Origin of the sequence: Bradyrhizobium sp. BRP19, assembly GCF_020194195.1 — a bacterium.
GTDB classification, from domain to species: Bacteria; Pseudomonadota; Alphaproteobacteria; order Rhizobiales; family Xanthobacteraceae; genus Bradyrhizobium; species Bradyrhizobium yuanmingense.
This window is the reverse complement of the sequence record NZ_JADYVZ010000002.1, coordinates 577,772-596,662: the sequence shown is the minus strand read 5'-3', so window position 1 is coordinate 596,662 and position 18,891 is coordinate 577,772. Positions and strand designations below refer to the sequence as shown.

Annotated in this window: 17 protein-coding genes; 9 read left to right on the top strand and 8 right to left on the bottom strand. The window is 66.5% G+C overall.

Annotation, left to right across the window (positions count from 1 at the left end; all coding sequences use genetic code 11):
• The 7 genes from I6F36_RS08645 (at position 1) to I6F36_RS08615 (ending at position 6,992) form a co-directional block, all read left to right on the top strand.
• Entirely contained in the window at positions 1-579 is a 579-nt protein-coding gene (locus I6F36_RS08645) for a hypothetical protein (protein ID WP_225171283.1), read from the top strand.
• A gap of 70 nt (positions 580-649) precedes the next feature.
• The gene (locus I6F36_RS08640) at positions 650-1,234 is read left to right on the top strand and encodes an NnrU family protein (RefSeq protein WP_036022669.1); all 585 of its coding nucleotides are present in this window, start codon (positions 650-652) and stop codon (positions 1,232-1,234) included.
• Between the two features lie 73 nt (positions 1,235-1,307).
• Positions 1,308-2,900: a class I adenylate-forming enzyme family protein gene (locus I6F36_RS08635; RefSeq protein ID WP_225171282.1), complete on the top strand. Its 1,593-nt coding sequence runs from the start codon at positions 1,308-1,310 to the stop codon at positions 2,898-2,900.
• Positions 2,901-3,066: 166 nt separating this feature from the next.
• A complete protein-coding gene (locus I6F36_RS08630) occupies positions 3,067-3,720 on the top strand; it encodes a tetratricopeptide repeat protein (protein WP_036022675.1) in 654 nt (217 codons plus the stop codon).
• Between the two features lie 31 nt (positions 3,721-3,751).
• Positions 3,752-4,306, top strand: coding sequence for a hypothetical protein (locus I6F36_RS08625; protein WP_225171281.1), 555 nt, complete (start codon positions 3,752-3,754; stop codon positions 4,304-4,306).
• A 50-nt stretch (positions 4,307-4,356) separates the two neighbouring features.
• Positions 4,357-5,739: a ribosome biogenesis GTPase Der gene (gene der, locus I6F36_RS08620; protein ID WP_225171280.1), complete on the top strand. Its 1,383-nt coding sequence runs from the start codon at positions 4,357-4,359 to the stop codon at positions 5,737-5,739.
• Positions 5,736-6,992 (top strand): TCR/Tet family MFS transporter, encoded by a 1,257-nt coding sequence (locus I6F36_RS08615; RefSeq protein ID WP_225171279.1) that lies wholly within the window; start codon positions 5,736-5,738, stop codon positions 6,990-6,992. Before der ends, I6F36_RS08615 begins: the two co-directional genes overlap by 4 nt.
• A gap of 139 nt (positions 6,993-7,131) precedes the next feature.
• Here I6F36_RS08615 and I6F36_RS08610 read toward each other — a convergent pair whose 3' ends face one another.
• From I6F36_RS08610 to radA, 5 genes are all read right to left on the bottom strand, one after another.
• Positions 7,132-8,349 carry an ABC transporter substrate-binding protein gene (locus I6F36_RS08610; RefSeq protein ID WP_050991666.1) on the bottom strand — a complete coding sequence of 406 codons (1,218 nt, stop codon included), beginning with the start codon at positions 8,347-8,349 and terminating at the stop codon, positions 7,132-7,134.
• A 281-nt stretch (positions 8,350-8,630) separates the two neighbouring features.
• Entirely contained in the window at positions 8,631-9,371 is a 741-nt protein-coding gene (locus tag I6F36_RS08605; protein ID WP_225171278.1) for an SDR family NAD(P)-dependent oxidoreductase, read from the bottom strand.
• A 138-nt stretch (positions 9,372-9,509) separates the two neighbouring features.
• Positions 9,510-11,033, bottom strand: coding sequence for an amidophosphoribosyltransferase (gene purF, locus I6F36_RS08600; RefSeq protein ID WP_225171277.1), 1,524 nt, complete (start codon positions 11,031-11,033; stop codon positions 9,510-9,512).
• Positions 11,034-11,062: 29 nt separating this feature from the next.
• On the bottom strand, positions 11,063-11,692 hold the full coding sequence (locus I6F36_RS08595; protein ID WP_036000794.1) for a CvpA family protein: 630 nt from the start codon (positions 11,690-11,692) through the stop codon (positions 11,063-11,065).
• A 167-nt stretch (positions 11,693-11,859) separates the two neighbouring features.
• Entirely contained in the window at positions 11,860-13,305 is a 1,446-nt protein-coding gene (gene radA, locus I6F36_RS08590; RefSeq protein WP_036022683.1) for a DNA repair protein RadA, read from the bottom strand.
• Positions 13,306-13,531: 226 nt separating this feature from the next.
• Between radA and I6F36_RS08585 the strand changes: the two genes are divergently transcribed.
• Entirely contained in the window at positions 13,532-14,644 is a 1,113-nt protein-coding gene (locus I6F36_RS08585; RefSeq protein ID WP_225126013.1) for an ABC transporter substrate-binding protein, read from the top strand.
• The gene (locus tag I6F36_RS08580) at positions 14,644-16,713 is read left to right on the top strand and encodes a bifunctional diguanylate cyclase/phosphodiesterase (protein ID WP_225125708.1); all 2,070 of its coding nucleotides are present in this window, start codon (positions 14,644-14,646) and stop codon (positions 16,711-16,713) included. The genes I6F36_RS08585 and I6F36_RS08580 overlap by 1 nt, the downstream gene beginning before the upstream one ends.
• Positions 16,714-16,725: 12 nt before the next feature.
• Here the strand turns inward: I6F36_RS08580 and I6F36_RS08575 are convergent, their stop codons facing one another.
• The 3 genes from I6F36_RS08575 to rpiB are packed head-to-tail and all read right to left on the bottom strand — an operon-like array spanning position 16,726 to position 18,885.
• Positions 16,726-17,451, bottom strand: coding sequence for a sulfite exporter TauE/SafE family protein (locus I6F36_RS08575; protein ID WP_109144015.1), 726 nt, complete (start codon positions 17,449-17,451; stop codon positions 16,726-16,728).
• Between the two features lie 57 nt (positions 17,452-17,508).
• Positions 17,509-18,426, bottom strand: coding sequence for a ribokinase (locus tag I6F36_RS08570; protein ID WP_225125706.1), 918 nt, complete (start codon positions 18,424-18,426; stop codon positions 17,509-17,511).
• A 12-nt stretch (positions 18,427-18,438) separates the two neighbouring features.
• Positions 18,439-18,885, bottom strand: a complete 447-nt coding sequence (gene rpiB, locus I6F36_RS08565) for a ribose 5-phosphate isomerase B (RefSeq protein WP_036022692.1) — start codon at positions 18,883-18,885, stop codon at positions 18,439-18,441.
• Positions 18,886-18,891 lie beyond the last annotated feature (6 nt).

Here is an 18,891-nt window from a genome sequence, read left to right as displayed (position 1 = left end):
ATGTGGCGCTGCATTCTTGTTCTTGCCTTGCTGGCAATGACCTCGATCGCCGCCGACGCGCAGCGACGCCAGATCAATCCGATTCCGTTCGCGCACGAGCCTTGCAGCGTGCTCGACGGCGAGCCCTGCACGCCATCCTATTGCAGCCCGCTCGAGCCCGGCCCCTGTATTCCCGAGATCGACTACCCTTACGGCCAGAACCTCCAGCTCACGATCGAGAGCGTGCCTGCCGAGGCCGACCGCGCCAAATACCGGAAGCCCGATCACGATCTCGACGCGATCGGCGACCTCTTCGCCGCGCTGCGCAGCTGCTGGTCGCCGCCATCGGACCATGCGCGCGCGGGCATGCAGATGTCGGTGCGTTTCAGCTTCAACAAGGCCGGCGGCCTGATCGGCCCGCCGCGCCTCACATACGCGACTGCGGGCGTGCCGGCGGACACCCGGACGACCTATCTGAATGCCATCAATGCATCGCTGAAGGCCTGTCTGCCGCTGAAATTGACCAGCGGGCTCGGCGGGGCGTTGGCCGGGCGGCCCATCGCGATCCGTTATGTCGACAATCGGGAGCTCGGCAAATAGCGCGCGAGTTGCGAGCATTGGCCGATCGATGATACCTCAGTGGCGGGGGCTGCTTTGCGGGGAGGATGTCGTGGGTCTGCTGGTCATGATCCTGGGGCTGGTGCTGTTTTTTGCATCCCATATTTTCACAACCAGACGGAAGGCGCGCGCGCAGGCGATCGCGAGGCTGGGCGAGGGGACCTACAAGCTCCTCTATTCGGCGGTCTCACTGGCGGGGCTGGCGTTGATCATCTGGGGCTATGCCCACTACCGCAGCTCCGGCTGGATCGACGTCTGGTATCCGCCGAAGGCGATGAAGCACATCGCGTTGGCCTTGATGCTGCCTGCAGTCATCCTCGTGGTAGCGTCCTACATGCGTGGCCGCATCTATGCGACGTTGAAGCATCCGATGCTGGCCGGCATCAAGCTGTGGGCGGCGGCGCATCTGCTCGCCAATGGCGATCTCGGCTCCATCGTCCTGTTCGGCTCGTTCCTCGCCTGGGCGGTCTATGACCGCATCTCGCTCAAAGCTCGCACCGACGCCGGCGCCCCGCCGATTCCGGTCGGCGGCCCCACCAACGATCTGATCGCGGTCGCGGTCGGCGTGGTCGCCTATCTGGCCCTCGCGTTCGCGTTCCATCCGGTGGTGATAGGCGTGCCCGTGATCGGGGTCTAGCCGGTCAGCACAAGACGAAACTCGCCTGACCGTGCGGGGAAGATAACGAGAGCAACAAGCCGAGGGCATCCCGATGGACTGGTCGCAATCTCAGATCCCGCCGATGCGGCTCGAGTCGCGTTTTGGCGAGCGGGTGGTGCCGGCATTTTGCGATCGGCCATCGAGCCTCTGGGCGATGATCGCGGAGGCGCGCGGCCGCAATGCCGATGGCGAAGCCTTGATCTGCGGCAATGTCCGGCTGAGCTGGCGGCAGGCAGCGGAGCAGGCGGCGCGGATCGCTGCGGGATTTCGCAAGCTAGGATTGCAGCGCGGCGATCGCCTCGCCATCCTGCTCGGCAACCGCATCGAATTTCCGCTGCTGCTGTTTGCCGCCGCACATGAGGGGCTGGTGACCGTGCTGCTCAGCACGCGCCAGCAGAAGCCGGAGATCGCCTATGTGCTCGCCGATTGCGGCGCGAAGATCCTGATCCACGAGGCCTCGCTCGGCGAGCGACTGCCCGACGCAAAGGACGTGCCCGGTGTGATCCATCGCATCGCCATCGATGACGATGCCGCGCGGTCGAGCTTCTCTTCGCTCGCCGAAAACGCTCCGGCATCGGCACCGATCGAGGTGAGCGAAGAGGACACCGCGATGATCCTCTACACCTCCGGCACCACGGGCAAGCCGAAGGGCGCGATGCTGGCCCATTGCAACATCGTCCATTCCTCGATGGTGTTCGTATCCTGCCTGCAATTGACGGAAGCCGATCGCTCGATCGCAGCGGTGCCGCTCGGCCATGTCACCGGCGTCGTCGCCAACATTACGACCATGATCCGCTGCGGCGGGACGCTGATCATCATGCCCGAGTTCAAGGCCGCCCATTACCTCAAGCTCGCCTCGCGCGAGCGCGTCACCTACACGGTGATGGTGCCGGCGATGTACAATCTCTGCCTGCTCCAGCCCGATTTCGACGGCTATGATCTCTCGAGCTGGCGCATCGGCGGTTTCGGCGGCGCGCCGATGCCGGTCGCCACCATCGAGAAGCTCAAGGCGAAGATTCCCGGCCTGAAGCTGATGAACTGCTACGGCGCGACCGAGACGACCTCGCCCTCGACCATCATGCCGGGCGAGCTGACCGAGCGCCATATCGACAGCGTCGGTCTGCCGTGTCCCGGCGCGCGCATCGCTGTGATGGGCCCGGACGGGCGCGAGCTGCCTCCCGGCGAGATCGGCGAGCTCTGGATCCAGAGCGCCTCCGTGATCAAGGGCTACTGGAATAACCCGAAGGCCACCGCCGAAAGCTTTACGGGCGGATTCTGGCATTCCGGCGATCTCGGCTCGGTCGATGCGGAAGGCTTCGTTCGCGTGTTCGACCGGCAGAAGGACATGATCAATCGCGGCGGCCTGAAGATCTATTCGGCCGAGGTCGAATCCGTATTGGCCGGCCATCCCGCCGTGGTCGAGAGCGCGATCATTTCCAGGCCTTGCCCGGTGCTGGGCGAGCGCGTCCACGCCGTGGTGGTGACGCGACAGCCGGTAACCGATACGGACCTGCGCGCCTGGTGCGCCGAGCGCCTGTCCGACTACAAGGTTCCCGAAACCATGGCGATCACGACAGACCCGCTGCCGCGCAACGCCAACGGCAAGGTGCTGAAGCGACAGCTGCGGGAGCTGCTGGGAGCTTGAGCCGGGCAGGGGCATTCGGGGATGTCCCGGGCGGTTAACGCCTTGATCGGGCTCGCTTTGCCTTGCCACCGCCATATCGTTAGGCTACCTCGCCGCCACACGGGGACGGGATTCCTGACGCGAACGCTTTGGCGCGCGCACCCGGACGGGCATGGGATTGGCATAAGTGTCTGAATTATTTGACGAAGTCAACGAGGAAGTACGTCGCGAACAGTTCAAGAAGCTGTGGGACAAGTATTCGATCTACTTCATCGCGCTGATGGTGCTGATCGTCGCCGGTGCCGGTGGCTGGCAGGGTTATAGGTACCTGGAGGCCCAGAAGGCCGCCGCGGCCGGCGCCGCTTTCGAGAAGGCCGCCGAGCTGTCCGAGCAGGGCAAGCACGAGGACGCCGAGAAGGCCTTCACCGAGCTCGCCGCCAAGGCGCCGTCCGGCTATCGCACCCTGGCGCGGCTGCGTGCTGCGGCGGAGGCCGCGAGCCGCGATCCCAAGGCGGCCGCGAAGATGTATGACGACATCGCCGCCGACCGCAGCATTGGCGGCGAGTGGCAGGATCTGGCCAAGATCCGCGCCGCGGGGCTCCTGCTCGACAGCGCCGGCTATGCCGACATCCAGCAGCGGCTGGAAGCTTCCGCCGCGCCGAAATCGACCTTCCGCCACACCGCCCGCGAGATGCTGGCGCTGTCGGCCTGGCGTAACAACGACATGACTGCAGCCCGCAAATGGCTCGAGGCGATTGACGGAGACGGCGAAACGCCGCCCGGCCTGCGCTCTCGCGCCGAGGCGCTCCAGGCTTTGTTGCCACCCGTCGCCAAAAGCTGACGACGGTTCTCTGACGTAACGAGACACCAAGATGCGCCGCACGCCACGCTTGATCGCAGCCGCCGTCCTGATCGCCTTCACCGGCGTCCTGGGCGGCTGCTCCAGCTTCGATCCGAGCGATCTGCTCGACTTCCTCGACACCAAGAAGAAGCTGCCGGGCGACCGCAAGCCGGTCTTCCCCGAGGGTGTGCCGGGGCTCGAGCAGGGCGTGCCGAGGGATCTCTACAAAGGCGCACAGCAGCAGCAGCCCGACCCGAACGCACCTGCCGTCGCGGCCCTGCCTGCGGAGCCGGAGCCGGCCAAGCCGGCAAAGGGGGCCAAGGCAAAGAATACCAAGCAGTCCGCCGCGCCGGCCGAAGCACCCGTCGGCGAGGTCGACGGCGAGGCGCAGCCGGAGGCAGCGCCGGCGACGTCCGCTCCGCCGCCCAAGCACAAGATCGTCCGCCGGCGCACCACCGCGCCGCCGCCAGATCAGCCGGCCCAGCAGGCGCAGCCGACCCACCAGGCGCAGCCGACCAAGCCCCCGCAGCAGCAATCGCAGAGCGCCTTCCCGGCACCGCTGCCGAGCGGCAGCTTCTCGCGCTGATATTTCCCATTGCATTGACAGGCGCAGCCCCGGCAGCGCACGAATGACCGATGTCCTTCACGATCGCCATCATCGGCCGGCCCAATGTCGGCAAGTCGACGCTGTTCAACCGCCTGGTTGGGCAGAAGCTCGCGCTGGTCGATGACCTGCCGGGCGTCACCCGCGACCGCCGCGAAGGCAAGGCCAGGCTCGGTGATCTCCGCTTCACCATCATCGATACCGCCGGCCTTGACGAGGGCGCCAAGGGCTCGCTGACCGCGCGCATGCAGGAGCAGACCGAGACCGCGATCGCGCAGGCCGACGCGCTGTTCTTCGTGGTCGACGCCCGCATCGGCCTGACGCCAACCGATCGCGCCTTCGCCGATTTCGCCCGCAAGGCCGACAAGCCGGTGCTGCTGGTCGCCAACAAGAGCGAGGGCAAGCACGGCGATGCCGGCGCAATGGAAGCATTCGCGCTCGGCCTCGGCGATCCCATCCAGATCTCGGCCGAGCACGGCGAGGGCATGGGCGAGCTCTACGATGCGCTGGCCAAGCTGATGCCCGAACCCGTCGAGGAAGACGACGATGAGGACGACGCGCCGATCTCCGAGGAAGAGGCGGCGACGCGCCCGATCCGGGTCGCGATCGTCGGCCGGCCCAATGCCGGCAAGTCGACGCTGATCAACCATCTGCTCGGCGAGGAGCGCCTGCTGACCAGCCCCGAGGCCGGCACCACGCGCGATTCCATCGCAGTCGAGATCAACTGGAAGGGCCGCGATTTCCGCGTCTTCGACACCGCGGGCCTGCGCCGGCGCTCGCGCATCGAGGAGAAGCTTGAAAAGCTCTCGGTCGCGGACGCACTGCGCGCGGTGCGCTTTGCCGAAGTGGTCGTGCTGATGATGGATTCGCAGAACCGCTTCGAGGAGCAGGACCTGCGCATCGCCGACCTGATCGAGCGCGAGGGACGGGCGGTCGTGCTCGCCGTCAACAAATGGGATCTGATGGAGACCAAGGGCGGCGGCGCGATCTCCGGCCTGCGCCGCGATGCCGATCATTGGCTGCCGCAGCTCAAGGGCGTGCCCATCGTCGCCGTCTCGGGCTTGATGGGCGAGGGCATCGATCGCCTGATGCAGGCGATCCAGGACGCCTATGCGATCTGGAACAGGCGCGTGCCGACCTCGGCGCTCAATCGCTGGTTCGAGCAGGCGATCCAGGCCAACCCGCCGCCGGCGGTCTCCGGCCGCAGGCTGAAGCTGAACTACATCACGCAGACCAAGGCCCGGCCGCCGAGCTTCGTGCTGTTCTGCTCGCGCGCGGACGCCGTGCCGCAATCCTACTTGCGCTATCTCACCAATTCCATGCGCGAGACCTTCGAGCTGCCGGGCACGCCGGTGCGCATCACGCTGCGCGAGAAGGCCAATCCCTTCGCGCACAAGCGCAAGCGGCCATCGTGAGCGACGGTGCCGGCGAGGCGGTGGTGCAGGACGCAGCGCCGGCCCGCCGCGGCGCGGTCGCCTTCATCTTCGTCACCATCCTGCTCGACATGGTCGCGCTCGGCGTGATCATGCCGGTCCTGCCGAAGCTGATCGAAAGCTTCGTCGACAACGACACCGCACATGCCGCGCGCATCTTCGGCCTGTTCGGCACCGCCTGGGCCTTGATGCAGTTCGTGTTCTCGCCGGTGCTTGGTGCGCTGTCCGATCGTTTCGGACGCCGGCCGGTGGTGCTGCTGTCGAATTTCGGGCTCGCGGCCGATTACGTCTTGATGGCGCTGGCGCCGTCGCTTGTGTGGCTGTTCATCGGCCGCGTGATCTCCGGCATCACCTCGGCGAGCATCTCGACCGCCTTCGCCTATATCGCCGACATCACGCCGCCGGAACGGCGTGCGGCGGTCTTCGGCCGGATCGGCGCGGCCTTCGGCGCCGGCTTCATCTTGGGGCCAGCGCTCGGCGGCCTGCTCGGCGATATCGATCCGCGCCTGCCGTTCTGGGCCGCGGCGGCCCTGAGCTTCGCCAACGCGCTCTATGGCCTGTTCGTGCTGCCGGAGTCGCTTGCGCCCGACAAGCGCGCGCCGCTGCGCTGGCGCAGCGCCAGTCCGCTCGGGGCGCTGCATCTGCTGCGCTCCGACGCGCTGCTTGCCGCGTTGTCGATCGTCAACTTCATCGCGCAGGTCGCCCACGTCGTGCTGCCCTCGACCTTCGTGCTCTACGCGACCTATCGCTACGGCTGGGATGCCAAGACGGTGGGCTTGACGCTCGCCATGGTCGGCATCTGCGCCATGGTGGTGCAGGGCTTTGCGATCGGCCCCATCGTGCATGCGCTCGGCGAGCGCAACGCGCTCCTGCTCGGCCTCTGCTGTGGCGCGATCGGATTCGTGGTCCTCGGCGCTGCGCCGACCGGACCGCTATCCTGGCTCGGGATTCCCATTCTGGCGCTGTGGGGCATCTCTGGTGCCGCCTCGCAGGCGCTGATGACGCGGCTCGTCGCGCCGGATCAGCAGGGCCAGCTGCAAGGCGCAACCGCGAGCGTGCAGAGCGTGTCGCAGCTCGTCGGCCCGTTCCTGTTCACGCTGACATTTTCCTATTTCATCGGCGCCAGCGCGCCGCTGCATCTGCCCGGCGCACCGTTCCTGCTCGCCGCGGTGCTGATGGTGGTGTGCGTGGCGATCGCGGTGCGGTCGCTGGGTGCGACCAGGACAGTCTCGTAGGGTGAGTTAGCCTCGCGGTTCGCGCGAAGCGCAAACCGCGAGGCGTAACCCACCTCTTTCATTTCCGCGGAGGCGGAAGAGGTGGGTTACGCCAGCGGACTGCGCTTTGCGCAGCCGCATGCTAACCCACCCTACGATCCTACTTCTTCACCAGCGGGCAGTCGCTGTCCTTGAGCGGCTTGGCCGCATCTTCCGGCGCGATGGTGGCGACCAGCTTGTAATAGTCCCACGGCCCCTTCGACTCCTCGGGCTTCTTCACCTCGAACAGATAGGCGGGGATGAGGCGGCGTCCGTCCTGGCGCAGCGGGCCCTTGCCGAACAGCGGATCGTCGGTCGGCAGCTCCTTCATCTTGGCGACGACCTTGGCGCCGTCACGCGGATTGCTGCCGAGCGCTTCCATCGCCTTCAGGTAATGCAGGATCTCGGCGTAGAGGCCCGCAACCGTCATCGAGGGCATCGAGCCCTTGGGCGAGACCTTCTGGAAACGCTTCGACCATTCGCGGGTCTGGTCGTTGAGGTCCCAGTAGAACGACTCGGTGAAGGTCAGGCCCTGCGCGGTCTTCAGGCCGAGCGAGTGCACGTCGTTGATGAACAGCAGCAGCGCGGCGAGCTTCTGGCCGCCCTGGACGATGCCGAACTCGGCGGCCTGCTTGATCGCGTTGGTGGTGTCGCCGCCCGCATTGGCAAGGCCGATGATCTTGGCCTTGGAGGACTGCGCTTGCAGCAGGAAGGAGGAGAAGTCGGCCGTGTTCAGCGGATGCTTGACGCCGCCGAGCACCTTGCCGCCGGTCGCCGTGACGACCGCGCCGGTATCACGCTCCAGCGCATGGCCGAAGGCATAATCCGCGGTGAGGAAGAACCAGCTGTCGCCGCCCGCCTTGGTCAGCGCCTTGCCGGTGCCGTTGGCGAGCATGTAGGTGTCGTAGGTGAAGGACACGGTGTTGGGCGTGCAGGCCTTGCCGGTGAGGTCGGCGGTGGCCGCACCCGAATTGAGCAGCACCGCATTCTTTTCCTTGACGAGGTTGCTCACCGCGAGCGCGACACCGGAGCTCGGCGTATCGGCGATGGCGTCGACCTTGTCGGCGTCGATCCATTGCCGGGCGATGTTGACGCCGATGTCGGGCTTGTTCTGGTGATCGCCGGAGAGCACCTCGATGGTCCAGCCCTTGGCCTTCAGGCCGGAATCCTCGACCGCCATCTTCACTGCCGCCACCGAGTTCGGGCCGCCGATGTCGGCATAGAGGCTCGACATGTCGTTGAGCACGCCGATCTTGATGGTCTTGTCTTGCGCGAAGGCGGATGTGGCAAAGCCGAAAGCGGCACAGGCCAGAAGAGCCGCGGCGCGGCGTGCGGGCATCGTCATAAAGGCTTCCTCCATTGTCAAATATGCGGACGGCTCTCTTCGGGAGCCTTATTCCAATTGACGCTCTACCGTGTCCCATGGCCGACGGCAATGCACCTAAAGCCGGATGACGCTGCGTCGTAGCGTCATCCATCGGTTAACTTTTGGGCAAAATGCGTTGAGACGCTATTTCAGCGCGTTCGATGTCGGCTTGAAATTCTAAATGTGCTTTCCGGTATCGAACTCGGCGGTACGGACATTACCGCCGGCATGACGTCCAAGGCGTCGGAGGGCCATCAGGCCGGCGCGCGGAAGCTCATCAGGGTGCGGGTCTTGTAATCGTAGAATTTGCCGGTCTCGGTCCAGTCGGGCGCGCACAGCGGCACGATGAATTCTGCGACCTGCTCGGGCGTGTCGAGCGTCGCCGGATCCTCGCCGGGCATCAGGGTGGCCCGCATGCGGGTGCGCACCGGGCCCGGATTGAACAGGTTGACGCGCAGCTTCGTGTTTGCGGTTTCCTGCGCCCAGGCACGTGCCAGCGTCTCCAGTGCGGCCTTGGAGGCCGCGTAGGGGCTGACGTAAGCGGTGGCCTTGTTGGCGGCACCCGAGGTGATGAACACGGCGCGGCCGGCATCGGATTGCCTGAGCAGCGGTTCCATGCAGCGGATCAGCTGGAAGTTCGCGGAAACGTTCACCGCGATCACGTCGTTGAAGGTCTTCAGCTCGATATGGCCGATCGGCGAGGAGGGACCGAGCACGCCGGCGTTGCCGACCAGGATGTCGAGCTTGCCGTAGCGCTCGTGCAGGCCGGCGCCGAGACGCGCGATGCCGTCGGAATCGCTGAGGTTGAGCGGCACCAGGGTGGCACTGCCACCCTCTTTCCGGATCTCGTCGTCGAGCTCTTCCAGCCCTCCTTGCGTGCGCGCGGTGGCCACAATATGCGCGCCGGCTTTCGCCAGTGCGATTGCCGTGGCGAAACCGATGCCGCGCGAGGCGCCGGTGACGAGAGCGATACGGTTGGCGAGAGGTTTGGTCATCGTCGAATACTTCCGTCATGCCCGGGCTCGTCCCGGGCATCCACGTTCTTTGCGGCGGGTATTACAGACGAAGATGGCCGGGACAAGCCCGGCCATGACGAAAAGAAGTCTCGGATGAGCCCCGGGGACGATCCTTGGTCAGCTCGCCTCCGCCAGCAGCGACAATTGCCGCGGCTGCGGCTCGGTCTGGGTCTGGTCGGTGAGGTGGGTCGGGTAGGCGCCGGTAAAACAATGATCCGCAAACTTCGGATTGGCGGGGTCGCGGCCTGGCTCGCCCATGGCGCGGTACATGCCGTCGATCGACAGGAAGGCGAGCGAGTCAGCGCCGATGAGCTCGCGCATCTCCTCCAGCGAATGCGTCGCCGCCAGCAGGCCGCCACGGTCGGGCAGGTCGATGCCGTAATAATCGGGATAGAGGATCGGGGGCGAAGCGAGGCGGAAGTGCACTTCCTTGGCACCGGCATCGCGCATCATGCGCACGATCTTCTTGGAGGTGGTGCCGCGCACCAGCGAGTCGTCGATCAGGATGATGCGCTTGCCTTCGATCGCGGCGCGGTTGGCCGAGTGCTTCATGCGCACGCCGGATTCGCGGATCGCCTGCGTCGGCTGGATGAAGGTGCGGCCGACATAATGGTTACGGATGATGCCGAGCTCGAACGGCACGCCGGAATACTGGCTGTACCCGACCGCGGCCGGCACGCCGGAATCCGGCACCGGCACCACGACGTCGACCGGAACGTGGCTCTCGCGCGCGAGCTGCGCGCCGAAATTCTTGCGCACCTCGTAGACCGAGCGGCCGTGCACGATGGAATCCGGCCGCGAGAAGTAGATGTATTCGAAGATGCAGGGGCGCGGCGCCATCGGCGGGAACGGCTTGTGGATGTCCTGGCCGTTCTCGTCGAACACGATGACTTCGCCGGGCTCGATGTCGCGCACGAAGCGCGCGCCGATGATGTCGAGCGCACAGGTCTCGGAAGTCAGGATCGGGCAGCCGTCGAGCTCGCCGAGCACCAGCGGGCGGATGCCGCGCGGATCGCGGGCGCCGACCAGCTTCTTGTTGGTCAGCGAGACCAGCGCATAGGCGCCCTCGATCTCGCGCAGCGCGTCGATGTAGCGCTCGATGAAGCGGACGCGCTTGGAGCGCGCCACCAGGTGCAGGATCACCTCGGTGTCGGAGGTCGATTGCATCATCGCGCCGTTCTTGACGAGCTCGCGGCGCAACGTCAGGCCGTTGGAGAGGTTGCCGTTGTGAGCGACCGCGAGACCGCCGGCATTGAGCTCGGCGAACAGCGGCTGCACGTTGCGCAGGATGGTCGCGCCGGTCGTGGCGTAGCGGACATGGCCGACCGCGACACTGCCGGGCAGGCGGTCGATCACCTCGCGGCGGGAGAAGGTGTCGCCGACGAGGCCGAGGCGGCGTTCGGAGTGGAAGCGGCTGCCGTCGTAGGAGACGATGCCGGCGGCCTCCTGGCCGCGGTGCTGGAGCGCGTGAAGGCCGAGCGCGGTGATGGCGGCCGCATCAGGGTGGCCGTAGATGCCGAAGACGCCGCATTCCTCGCGCAGCGTATCGCCTTCCAGATCGTCCTGAAGCTCAAGCGCCGCCGGGCCTGGACCGGCGTTTGGATCGAGATCAAGCAGGGCGTCCTGGTCAGGGTGTCGCATCTCGTTCTCGCCTCTCTTTTGGGGCCCTATCAACGCGCCGCAGGTTTCTCGATCAGCTTTTTCATGCCGTCACGAGCCGACTTACTGTACCCGTCGCCACTGCCCGAAGGCTGCTGCTCGGATTCAGCTTGATCATCATCTGGTTTGTTTTTCTTGAATCTCTTCAAGATGGTGTTCTCGGGGTCGTCAGGCAAGAGGGCCATCAGCCAATCGCCGGTTCCCTGCAGCACGACGCGGGACTTGGCCCCGCTGACCCAGTCGGGGCGCTGCTTGTCCGGCACCAGCCAGGTGAAGAACAGGAACGCGACCACGACGATCAAAAGCCCGCGAGCCAGCCCAAACAGGAAGCCGAGGGTCCGATCCAGCGCGCCGATCCGCGAATCCAGGATCATGTCGGAGATCCGGACCGTGATGACGGAGACCACGACCAGGGTGCCGATGAACACGCCGGCTACCACGACGACGCTCGCCACCGTGTCGTTGTTGAAATAGGTCTTGGCGGTCGGCAGCAGCTTCGAGAACGAATACAGCGTCACGATCGCCGCGGCACCCCAGGCCGCGATCGACAGGATTTCGCGCATGAAGCCGCGAACCATCGCGAGCAGGCCCGAGATCAGCATCACACCGAGCAGGATCAGGTCGAGGATGGTTACTGGCATCGGCTGGTCTGGTCCGCTCGTACTTCAAAGGTGCTCTAGCGAATCGGTGCTTGGCCGCTGCCCTAAAAGAAGGGCAGACGGCGTTCCCGGCAAGGCCGCAACCACGCAATCCCATGCTGCTTTTGTGACGGCTGTATAGCGGCGGAGGCCTCCGGCGTCACCTCCACCTAACCCTCTCCGCGGCGGAATCTGGCCGGTGTGGCATTTTTCTCTGGCTGTGCACCGGATTCGCCCCGACGGGAGCCCCGCGCTGCGATCTCGGCCACCAATGTCGTCAGGCTGTTCACCGCGTTCAGGGACAGTCCGGCATCGCCGCCCGCATCGCCCCGTGCCGATTCGGGCAGCACGGCGCGCTGGAAGCCGAGCTTTGCCGCTTCCTTGAGCCGGGCCGGGGTCTGCGCCACCGGGCGCACCACGCCCGACAGCGAGATTTCGCCGAAATAGACGGCATCGGTGGGTAACTGCGCATTAACCAGCGACGACACCAGGGCCGCGGCGGCGGCGAGGTCGGCCGCGGGCTCGTGGATGCGAAGGCCGCCGGCAACGTTCAGATAGACGTCGTGGCCGGACAGCTTGACCCCGCAATGGGCCTCCAGCACCGCCAGCACCATTGAGAGCCGGCTCGGATCCCAGCCGACCACGGCCCGGCGCGGGGTGCCGAGCGAGGTCGGGGCCACCAGTGCCTGCAATTCGACCAGCACGGGCCTCGTGCCCTCGATGCCGGCAAAGACCGCGGTGCCGGGCGTGCCGAGGTCGCGCTCCGACAGGAACAGCTCGGACGGGTTGGTGACCTCGCGCAGGCCGAGGCCCGTCATCTCGAACACGCCGATCTCGTCGGTCGGTCCGAAGCGGTTCTTCACCGCGCGCAGGATGCGGAATTGCTGCGAGCCTTCGCCCTCGAACGACATCACCGCATCGACCATATGCTCGACCACGCGGGGGCCGGCGATCTGGCCGTCCTTGGTGACGTGGCCGACCAGGATGATGGCGGCCCCGGTCTTTTTGGCGAAGCGGATCAGCGCCTGCGCCGAGGCGCGCACCTGCGTCACCGTGCCGGGCGCCGATTCCACCGTGTCGGTCCACATGGTCTGGATCGAGTCGATCACGATCAGCCGGGGCACCGCGCCCTCCGACAGCGTCGAGACGATGTCCTCGACCGAGGTCTCGGCCGCGAGCTGCACCGGCGCGTCCGACAGCCCGAGCCGCTCGGCGCGCAGGCGCACCTGGGCGACCGCCTCTTCGCCGGAGATGTAGACGACGCGGTGGCCGGCGCGCGCGAGCAGGCTGGTCGCTTGCGTCAGCAGCGTCGACTTGCCGATTCCGGGATCGCCGCCGACCAGCAGCACCGAGCCGCGCACGAAGCCGCCGCCGGTGACGCGGTCGAGCTCTGTCATCCCCGAGGACAGGCGCGGCGCATCCGGGCTCTTTCCGGCGAGACTCTCCAGCGCGAAGGTTCTTCCCTTGCGCTTGGAGCGGATCGACACCGGCACGCTGCCGCTGGTGTCTTCTTCCGCCAGCGTATTCCACTCGCCGCAGGACTCGCACTTGCCCTGCCAGCGGTTATAGGCCGCGCCGCAGTTCTGGCAGACGAAGGACAGTGTGGATTTGGCCATGGGGAGCGCGAGTCGCGGGTTTCAGATGTGCTGATAGCACGGATTGGCAGGCCGATCGCCGGCGCTTCGAATATCTCAATTCGGCACGGGAGATATACCTTTCGTTAGCCCTGCGCCGCTGTGCCCGGTGCGATTTTGCCAATTCTTAGCGGACGTGGGTCCAATCTCGGAACCAATGGGGGCGGCGAAATTGACGAGATTCCTGCGAATATTGCTCGCGGCGGGCATGGCCTGCGGCGTCTTCGGGTCCGTTGGCGGTAGCATCGCCAAGCCCCTCAACATCGTCTTCGTCAATCCCGGCAAGTCCGGCGAGGTTTATTGGGACATGGTCGCGCAGACCATGCAGGCCGCCGGCCGCAAGCTCGATGCCCATGTCGAGGTGCTGACCAGCGAGCGGAACCACCGCACCATGCAGGAGCTCGGCTTCGGCGTGGTGGCCCGTCCCGACAAGCCCGACTTCCTCATCCTGTCGAACGAGGAATCCGCCGCCGTTCCCATCCTGGAGGCGGCCGAAGCCGCGGGCGTCAAGACGCTGCTGCTTTCGAACACGCTGATCGGCGAGGACGCGGTGCGCTTTGGACCGCCGAGGCAAAAGCTCAAGACCTGGCTCGGCGACATCACGACCGATCTTCAGACCGCGGGCGCGCGGATGGCCAATGCGCTGATCACCGCGGCGCGTGCCGAGAAATGGCAGAGCGCGGACGGCAAGATCCACATTCTCGGCATCGGTGGCGACGAGACCACGCCTGCCTCGATCGCCCGCAACGCCGGCCTCACGCTCGCGGTGGATGCTGCGTCCGACGTCGTGGTGGACCGCATGCTGTTCGCCAACTGGACGAAGTCCGAGGCCGAGCGGGTCACGGCAAACTACCTGAGCTGGGCCGCGCGCAAGCAGATCCGGCCCGCCGGGATCTGGGCCGGAAACGATCCGATGGCGCTCGGCGCGCTGCGCGCGACGATCGCCGCCGGCCTCGTGCCCGGCGAGAACATCCAGGTGGTCGGCCTCAACTGGTCGGAGGATGCGCTGCGCGAGATCAAGGCGGGCCGCATGCTCCTGACCGATGGCGGGCATTTCCTGCTCGGCGGCTGGTCCGTCGTTCTCCTGCGCGATTATGCCGATGGCTGCGATTTTGCTGCCGTCTCGCCCCGCGTCGAGGTCAAGACGTCGGCGATCACGCGCGACAATCTCGCTTCGGTCGCCGACCTCATTAAGACCCGTGCGTTCGACCGGATCGACTTCGCGCGGTTCCGGGCGAAGGCCTGGCGCTGCGGTCAATATGACTTTTCCCTCGATGCGCTCATCTCGTCGCTGCCGGTCGCCGAAGGCGTTGCCGACTGATGCGCAAGGATGAGGCGATGACCGAGCCGGATCGCAACGAGCAGGCAGCGCCGCCGCGCTTGCGCTCGGTCGTCGACGCGATGATCTGGGCCACCGTGCCCGTTCTGCTGCTGGTGCAATTGCTCGCCTCCGCCGGCGTCGAGGCATCGAGCTTCTGGTCGCAGCTCAGGCAACTCGACGCCCGCATGGCCCGCGTCGCCGAGAGCCGGGCCGAGCTGATCGCCGAGCCGCTCTGGAAGATGCGCTACGACCAGGTCACGGGCGTGCTCAACGAGATCATGCACGACGAGACCATTGCGGCGGCGGCCGTCTATGACGATACCGGCGCTGCGATCGCCCGCGTGGTCGCGCGCCCCCAAGGCCAGTCGGTCGCCGAAGTCTCGCACCCGATACACTACAGCAACGGCAATATGGCCGTTCAGGCCGGCCGCATCGCCATCGCCTATTCGCGTGCGACGCTGTACGCGGATGCGGGCAGCCGCCTGCTGCTGCTGCTCGTCGTCGGGCTGCTGGCAACGTTCGCGACCCTGATCGCCATGCGCATCTCCGCCAACATCTTCATCGGCCGGCCGCTCGCGGCCATGATGTCGGCGATCCAGCGCAGCAAGCAGGACGGCCGGGCCTATCCGGCCGATGTCACGTCCTCGAACGAATTCGGGCAGCTCGCGCGCGCTTTCAACGCCATGCAGCACACGACGTCCGGCGCGCTGGACCGGCTCGGGCACATGGCGACGCACGATCCGCTCACCGGGCTGCCGAACCGGCGCTCCCTGACCGAGCGCCTCGCCGTGACGAGCCAGAATGGAGGCGCGCCGGATACGCTGGTCGCGTTCTGCTTCATCGATCTCGACGACTTCAAGGGCATCAACGACACCTTCGGTCACGAGGCCGGCGATGCGTTCCTGGTCCAGATTTCGCAGCGCCTTCGTCGCGCGGTCGAAGCCGAGGACTGGGTCGCCCGGCTCGGCGGCGACGAGTTCGTCGTCATTCGCCCCGAGGTGAGCGACGAGCAGGCCGCGCACGCATTCGCTCAACGCGTGCTCGATGCCATTTCCGAGCCGATCCGCCTCCATGACAAGCAGGTGGTGCCGCGCGCCAGCATCGGCCTTGCCGTGCGCCACGCCGACGATCCGGAACTGTCGCATCTGCCGACGCTCGCCGACATCGCGCTCTACCACGCCAAGAGCAAGGCGCCCGGCACGGTCGCCGTGCTGGACGAAGCGCTTCAGCGCGACTATCGCCGCCGCAGGGATCTCGAGCTCGCAATTCCCACCGGCTTCGCCGAGGGCCAGTTCGAGGTCTGGTACCAGAGCCAGGTCGATCTCGACAGCCATGAGGTCGTCGGTCTGGAAGCGCTGATCCGCTGGCGCCATCCCGAGCACGGCGTGATCGGCCCCGGCGAATTCCTGCCGCTGATCGAGCGCAGCGGGAACAATGCGCGGCTGACCCGCTACGTGCTGACCGATGCCTGCCGGGCCTTGCAGCAATTGGCCGCTGCGGGCAGGCCGCAGCTGCGGATCGCGATCAATCTGCCGCCGTCCGAGCTTGCCGACCACTCGCTCGCCGCCGAGCTACGCGCGACCTGTGCGCGCTTCGGTGTCGCGGCATCGATGCTCGAGCTCGAGATCACGGAAGGGTCGCTGATCAACAACATCGCCAGCGCCTCCGAAACGCTGCATCGCCTGCGGCGCCTGGGGGCCACGATCGCGCTCGACGATTTCGGCACGGGCTACTCTTCGCTCGCCCATCTGCGCCGGTTTCCGCTCGACAAGGTGAAGATCGACAAGGCGTTCATCAGCGAGATCCCCGACAGCGCCGAGGACAAGGCCATCGTCGGCGTCATCGCATCGCTTGCCGCCACGCTGGGGCTGACCCTGGTCGCCGAAGGCATCGAGCGCGCCGAGCAGGCCGAGGCCATGCGTGAGATGGGCGTGAGGCTCGGGCAGGGTTTCCTCTATCAGCGGCCGCAGCCGCTCGGGGCCGTGCTGCAATGGCTCGACGGGCAGCCGGCCGTGGTGAGCCGCGTCGTCGCTGACAGCCCATCGATCACCCCCGAATTCGCCGTCTGAGTAGCGGCTGGGTCACGGCTGCGTTGCGGTCCAGAGCATCGAGAGCCCCGCCGCGATCATGATCGCGTCCATCAGCAGGCGGAAGGTTTCCGGCCTCAGATGCAGCACGAAGCGTTTGGCGATGAAGGCGCCCGACATCAGTGAGGCGCCCGCGATCAGACCCTTGATGAAGACCTCCCCGGTCAGGGCGCCGAAACGCTCGAAAGTCACCGACTTCGCGAAATAGAGCCCGAGCGAGGAGGCCGCTTCGGTGGCGAGGAACGCGCCCTTGGACAGGCCATAGAACAGGAACAACGGCACGCTGAGCGGCCCGGTCGAGACCACGATGCCAGTGAGATAGCCGATCAGCGCGCCGCCGATGGCGAGATGCCAGAGATTGGCCTTGAGCTCGTGCCGCGCCAGAAAGTGCCGCACCGGCACCATCGCGATCAGGAAGAGGCCGATGGTGAGATCGACGGCATGCGAGGGCAGTGCCAGCAGCGTCCGCGCGCCGAGCGCCGCCGCCGGGATGCCCGTGACCGAATAGGCCGCGCAGGCCCGCCAATCGACCTCGCGCCACCAGGCCAGGATCCGCGAAAAATTCGCCATGACGGAGGCCACCGCCATGATCGGCACGGCCTCCTTCGGCCCATAGGCATAGACCAGCACCGGCATCAGCATGATCGACGAGCCGGTGCCGACGATGCCGGAGATGGTGCCGGCGACGAGGCCGACGGCGAGGACGAAGAGAAAGGCCAAAACAGCCTCCAGGAATCGGGAGAGTTTAGCCGCGGGCAGCGATGCGGGCGATCAGTCCTACGCGAGGGAGCCCATCGCGCTGCGCATGGGCATGCCGGTCTGGGCGCCGGCCTTGAGGCATTTCAAAGCCGCCGCTTCGCAACTCACTTCGAGCGCGCGTTGCAGCGACACGCCTTCGCTGATCATCGCCGCAAAGGCGCCGACGAAGGTGTCGCCGGCGCCGGTCGTGTCCACCGGCGTGATGCGCTGGGCGGGCGCCCGCAGGCGGGTGCCTTCCGCCGTCACGGCGAGCGCGCCTTGTGCGCCGGCGGTGACAATGCAGGTGAGGTTGCCGGACTTCGCGAGTCCGGCGCTTGCGGCTTCGTAGTCGGCGGACGCCAGGCCGATGGCGGTGGCGGCGTCGCGCGCCTCGTGCTCGTTGACGAGGAGATAGTCGGTGACGGCGAGAAGCTCGGTGACCATCTCACGCGTCATCTGCTCCGGAACGGGTGCAAGGTTCCAGATGACGGTGCCGGAGGCCGCGGCGGTTCTTCGGGCAGCTTCCAGCGCGTGCGCAAAGGGCACCTCCATCTGAAGCACTAGCACGGTGTCCAAATTGAACAGCTCGCTCGCAAGATCGCCGGCACGCGCCGTCATGTTGGCGCCGCTCGCCACCGTGATTGCGTTCTCGCCGGCCTGATCGACGGTGATGAAAGCGCAGCCGGTCGGCTCGTCGGCTCTGATGACGCGGTCGGCGTCGACGCCGTTGGCTCTGAGGTTCTCGATCGCGCTGTCGCCAAATCCGTCCCGGCCGACGCGGCCAGCCATGCTCACGCGTCCAGGCCCGGCGATCCGCGCGGCGGCAACGGCCTGATTGGCACCCTTGCCGCCGAAATGCGTCCAGTAGGACGGCGCCAGCACCGTTCGGCCGGGACCTGGAATCACCGGGACCTGCGCGACCAGATCGATGTTGAGCGATCCGAACACCAGGATCATGGCGGAGAGCCCTCAGCCTTCCTCGTCCATGACGCGCAGCTTCTCGACGCGGCGGCGGAAATCCTCGTCGGTGGAGAATTCGGCGGACAGGTACGACGACACGAGATCGACAGCGAGCCAGGCGCCGACGATCTGCGCGCCGATGCACATGACGTTGACGTCGTCATGCTCGACGCTCTGATGCGCGGAGTGGACGTCGTGGCAGACCGCGGCGCGGATGCCCTTCATCTTGTTGGCGGCGATCGAGGCGCCAACGCCGGTGCCGCACACCATGATGCCGCGCGCGGCTTCGCCCGACGTCACCTTCGCCGCCACGGCGCGGGCGATGTCGGGGAAATCCACCGGCTTGTCGTCATAGGAGCCGACGTCGATGACCTCGTGGCCGAGCTTGCGGATGTGGTCGATGACGGTCTGTTTGAGCGGCCAGCCGGCGTGGTCGGATCCGATGACGAGACGCATTCTTTG

Coding starts and splice junctions, on each gene's coding strand:
- rpiB (WP_036022692.1), bottom strand. CDS start 18,885: ATGCGTCTCGTCATCGGATCCGACCACGCCGGCTGGCCGCTCAAACAG.
- radA (WP_036022683.1), bottom strand. CDS start 13,305: ATGGCCAAATCCACACTGTCCTTCGTCTGCCAGAACTGCGGCGCGGCC.
- purF (WP_225171277.1), bottom strand. CDS start 11,033: ATGCGACACCCTGACCAGGACGCCCTGCTTGATCTCGATCCAAACGCC.
- I6F36_RS08625 (WP_225171281.1), top strand. CDS start 3,752: ATGCGCCGCACGCCACGCTTGATCGCAGCCGCCGTCCTGATCGCCTTC.
- I6F36_RS08570 (WP_225125706.1), bottom strand. CDS start 18,426: ATGATCCTGGTGTTCGGATCGCTCAACATCGATCTGGTCGCGCAGGTC.
- I6F36_RS08580 (WP_225125708.1), top strand. CDS start 14,644: ATGCGCAAGGATGAGGCGATGACCGAGCCGGATCGCAACGAGCAGGCA.
- I6F36_RS08610 (WP_050991666.1), bottom strand. CDS start 8,349: ATGCCCGCACGCCGCGCCGCGGCTCTTCTGGCCTGTGCCGCTTTCGGC.
- I6F36_RS08605 (WP_225171278.1), bottom strand. CDS start 9,371: ATGACCAAACCTCTCGCCAACCGTATCGCTCTCGTCACCGGCGCCTCG.
- I6F36_RS08645 (WP_225171283.1), top strand. CDS start 1: ATGTGGCGCTGCATTCTTGTTCTTGCCTTGCTGGCAATGACCTCGATC.
- I6F36_RS08595 (WP_036000794.1), bottom strand. CDS start 11,692: ATGCCAGTAACCATCCTCGACCTGATCCTGCTCGGTGTGATGCTGATC.
- I6F36_RS08585 (WP_225126013.1), top strand. CDS start 13,532: ATGGCCTGCGGCGTCTTCGGGTCCGTTGGCGGTAGCATCGCCAAGCCC.
- I6F36_RS08635 (WP_225171282.1), top strand. CDS start 1,308: ATGGACTGGTCGCAATCTCAGATCCCGCCGATGCGGCTCGAGTCGCGT.
- der (WP_225171280.1), top strand. CDS start 4,357: ATGTCCTTCACGATCGCCATCATCGGCCGGCCCAATGTCGGCAAGTCG.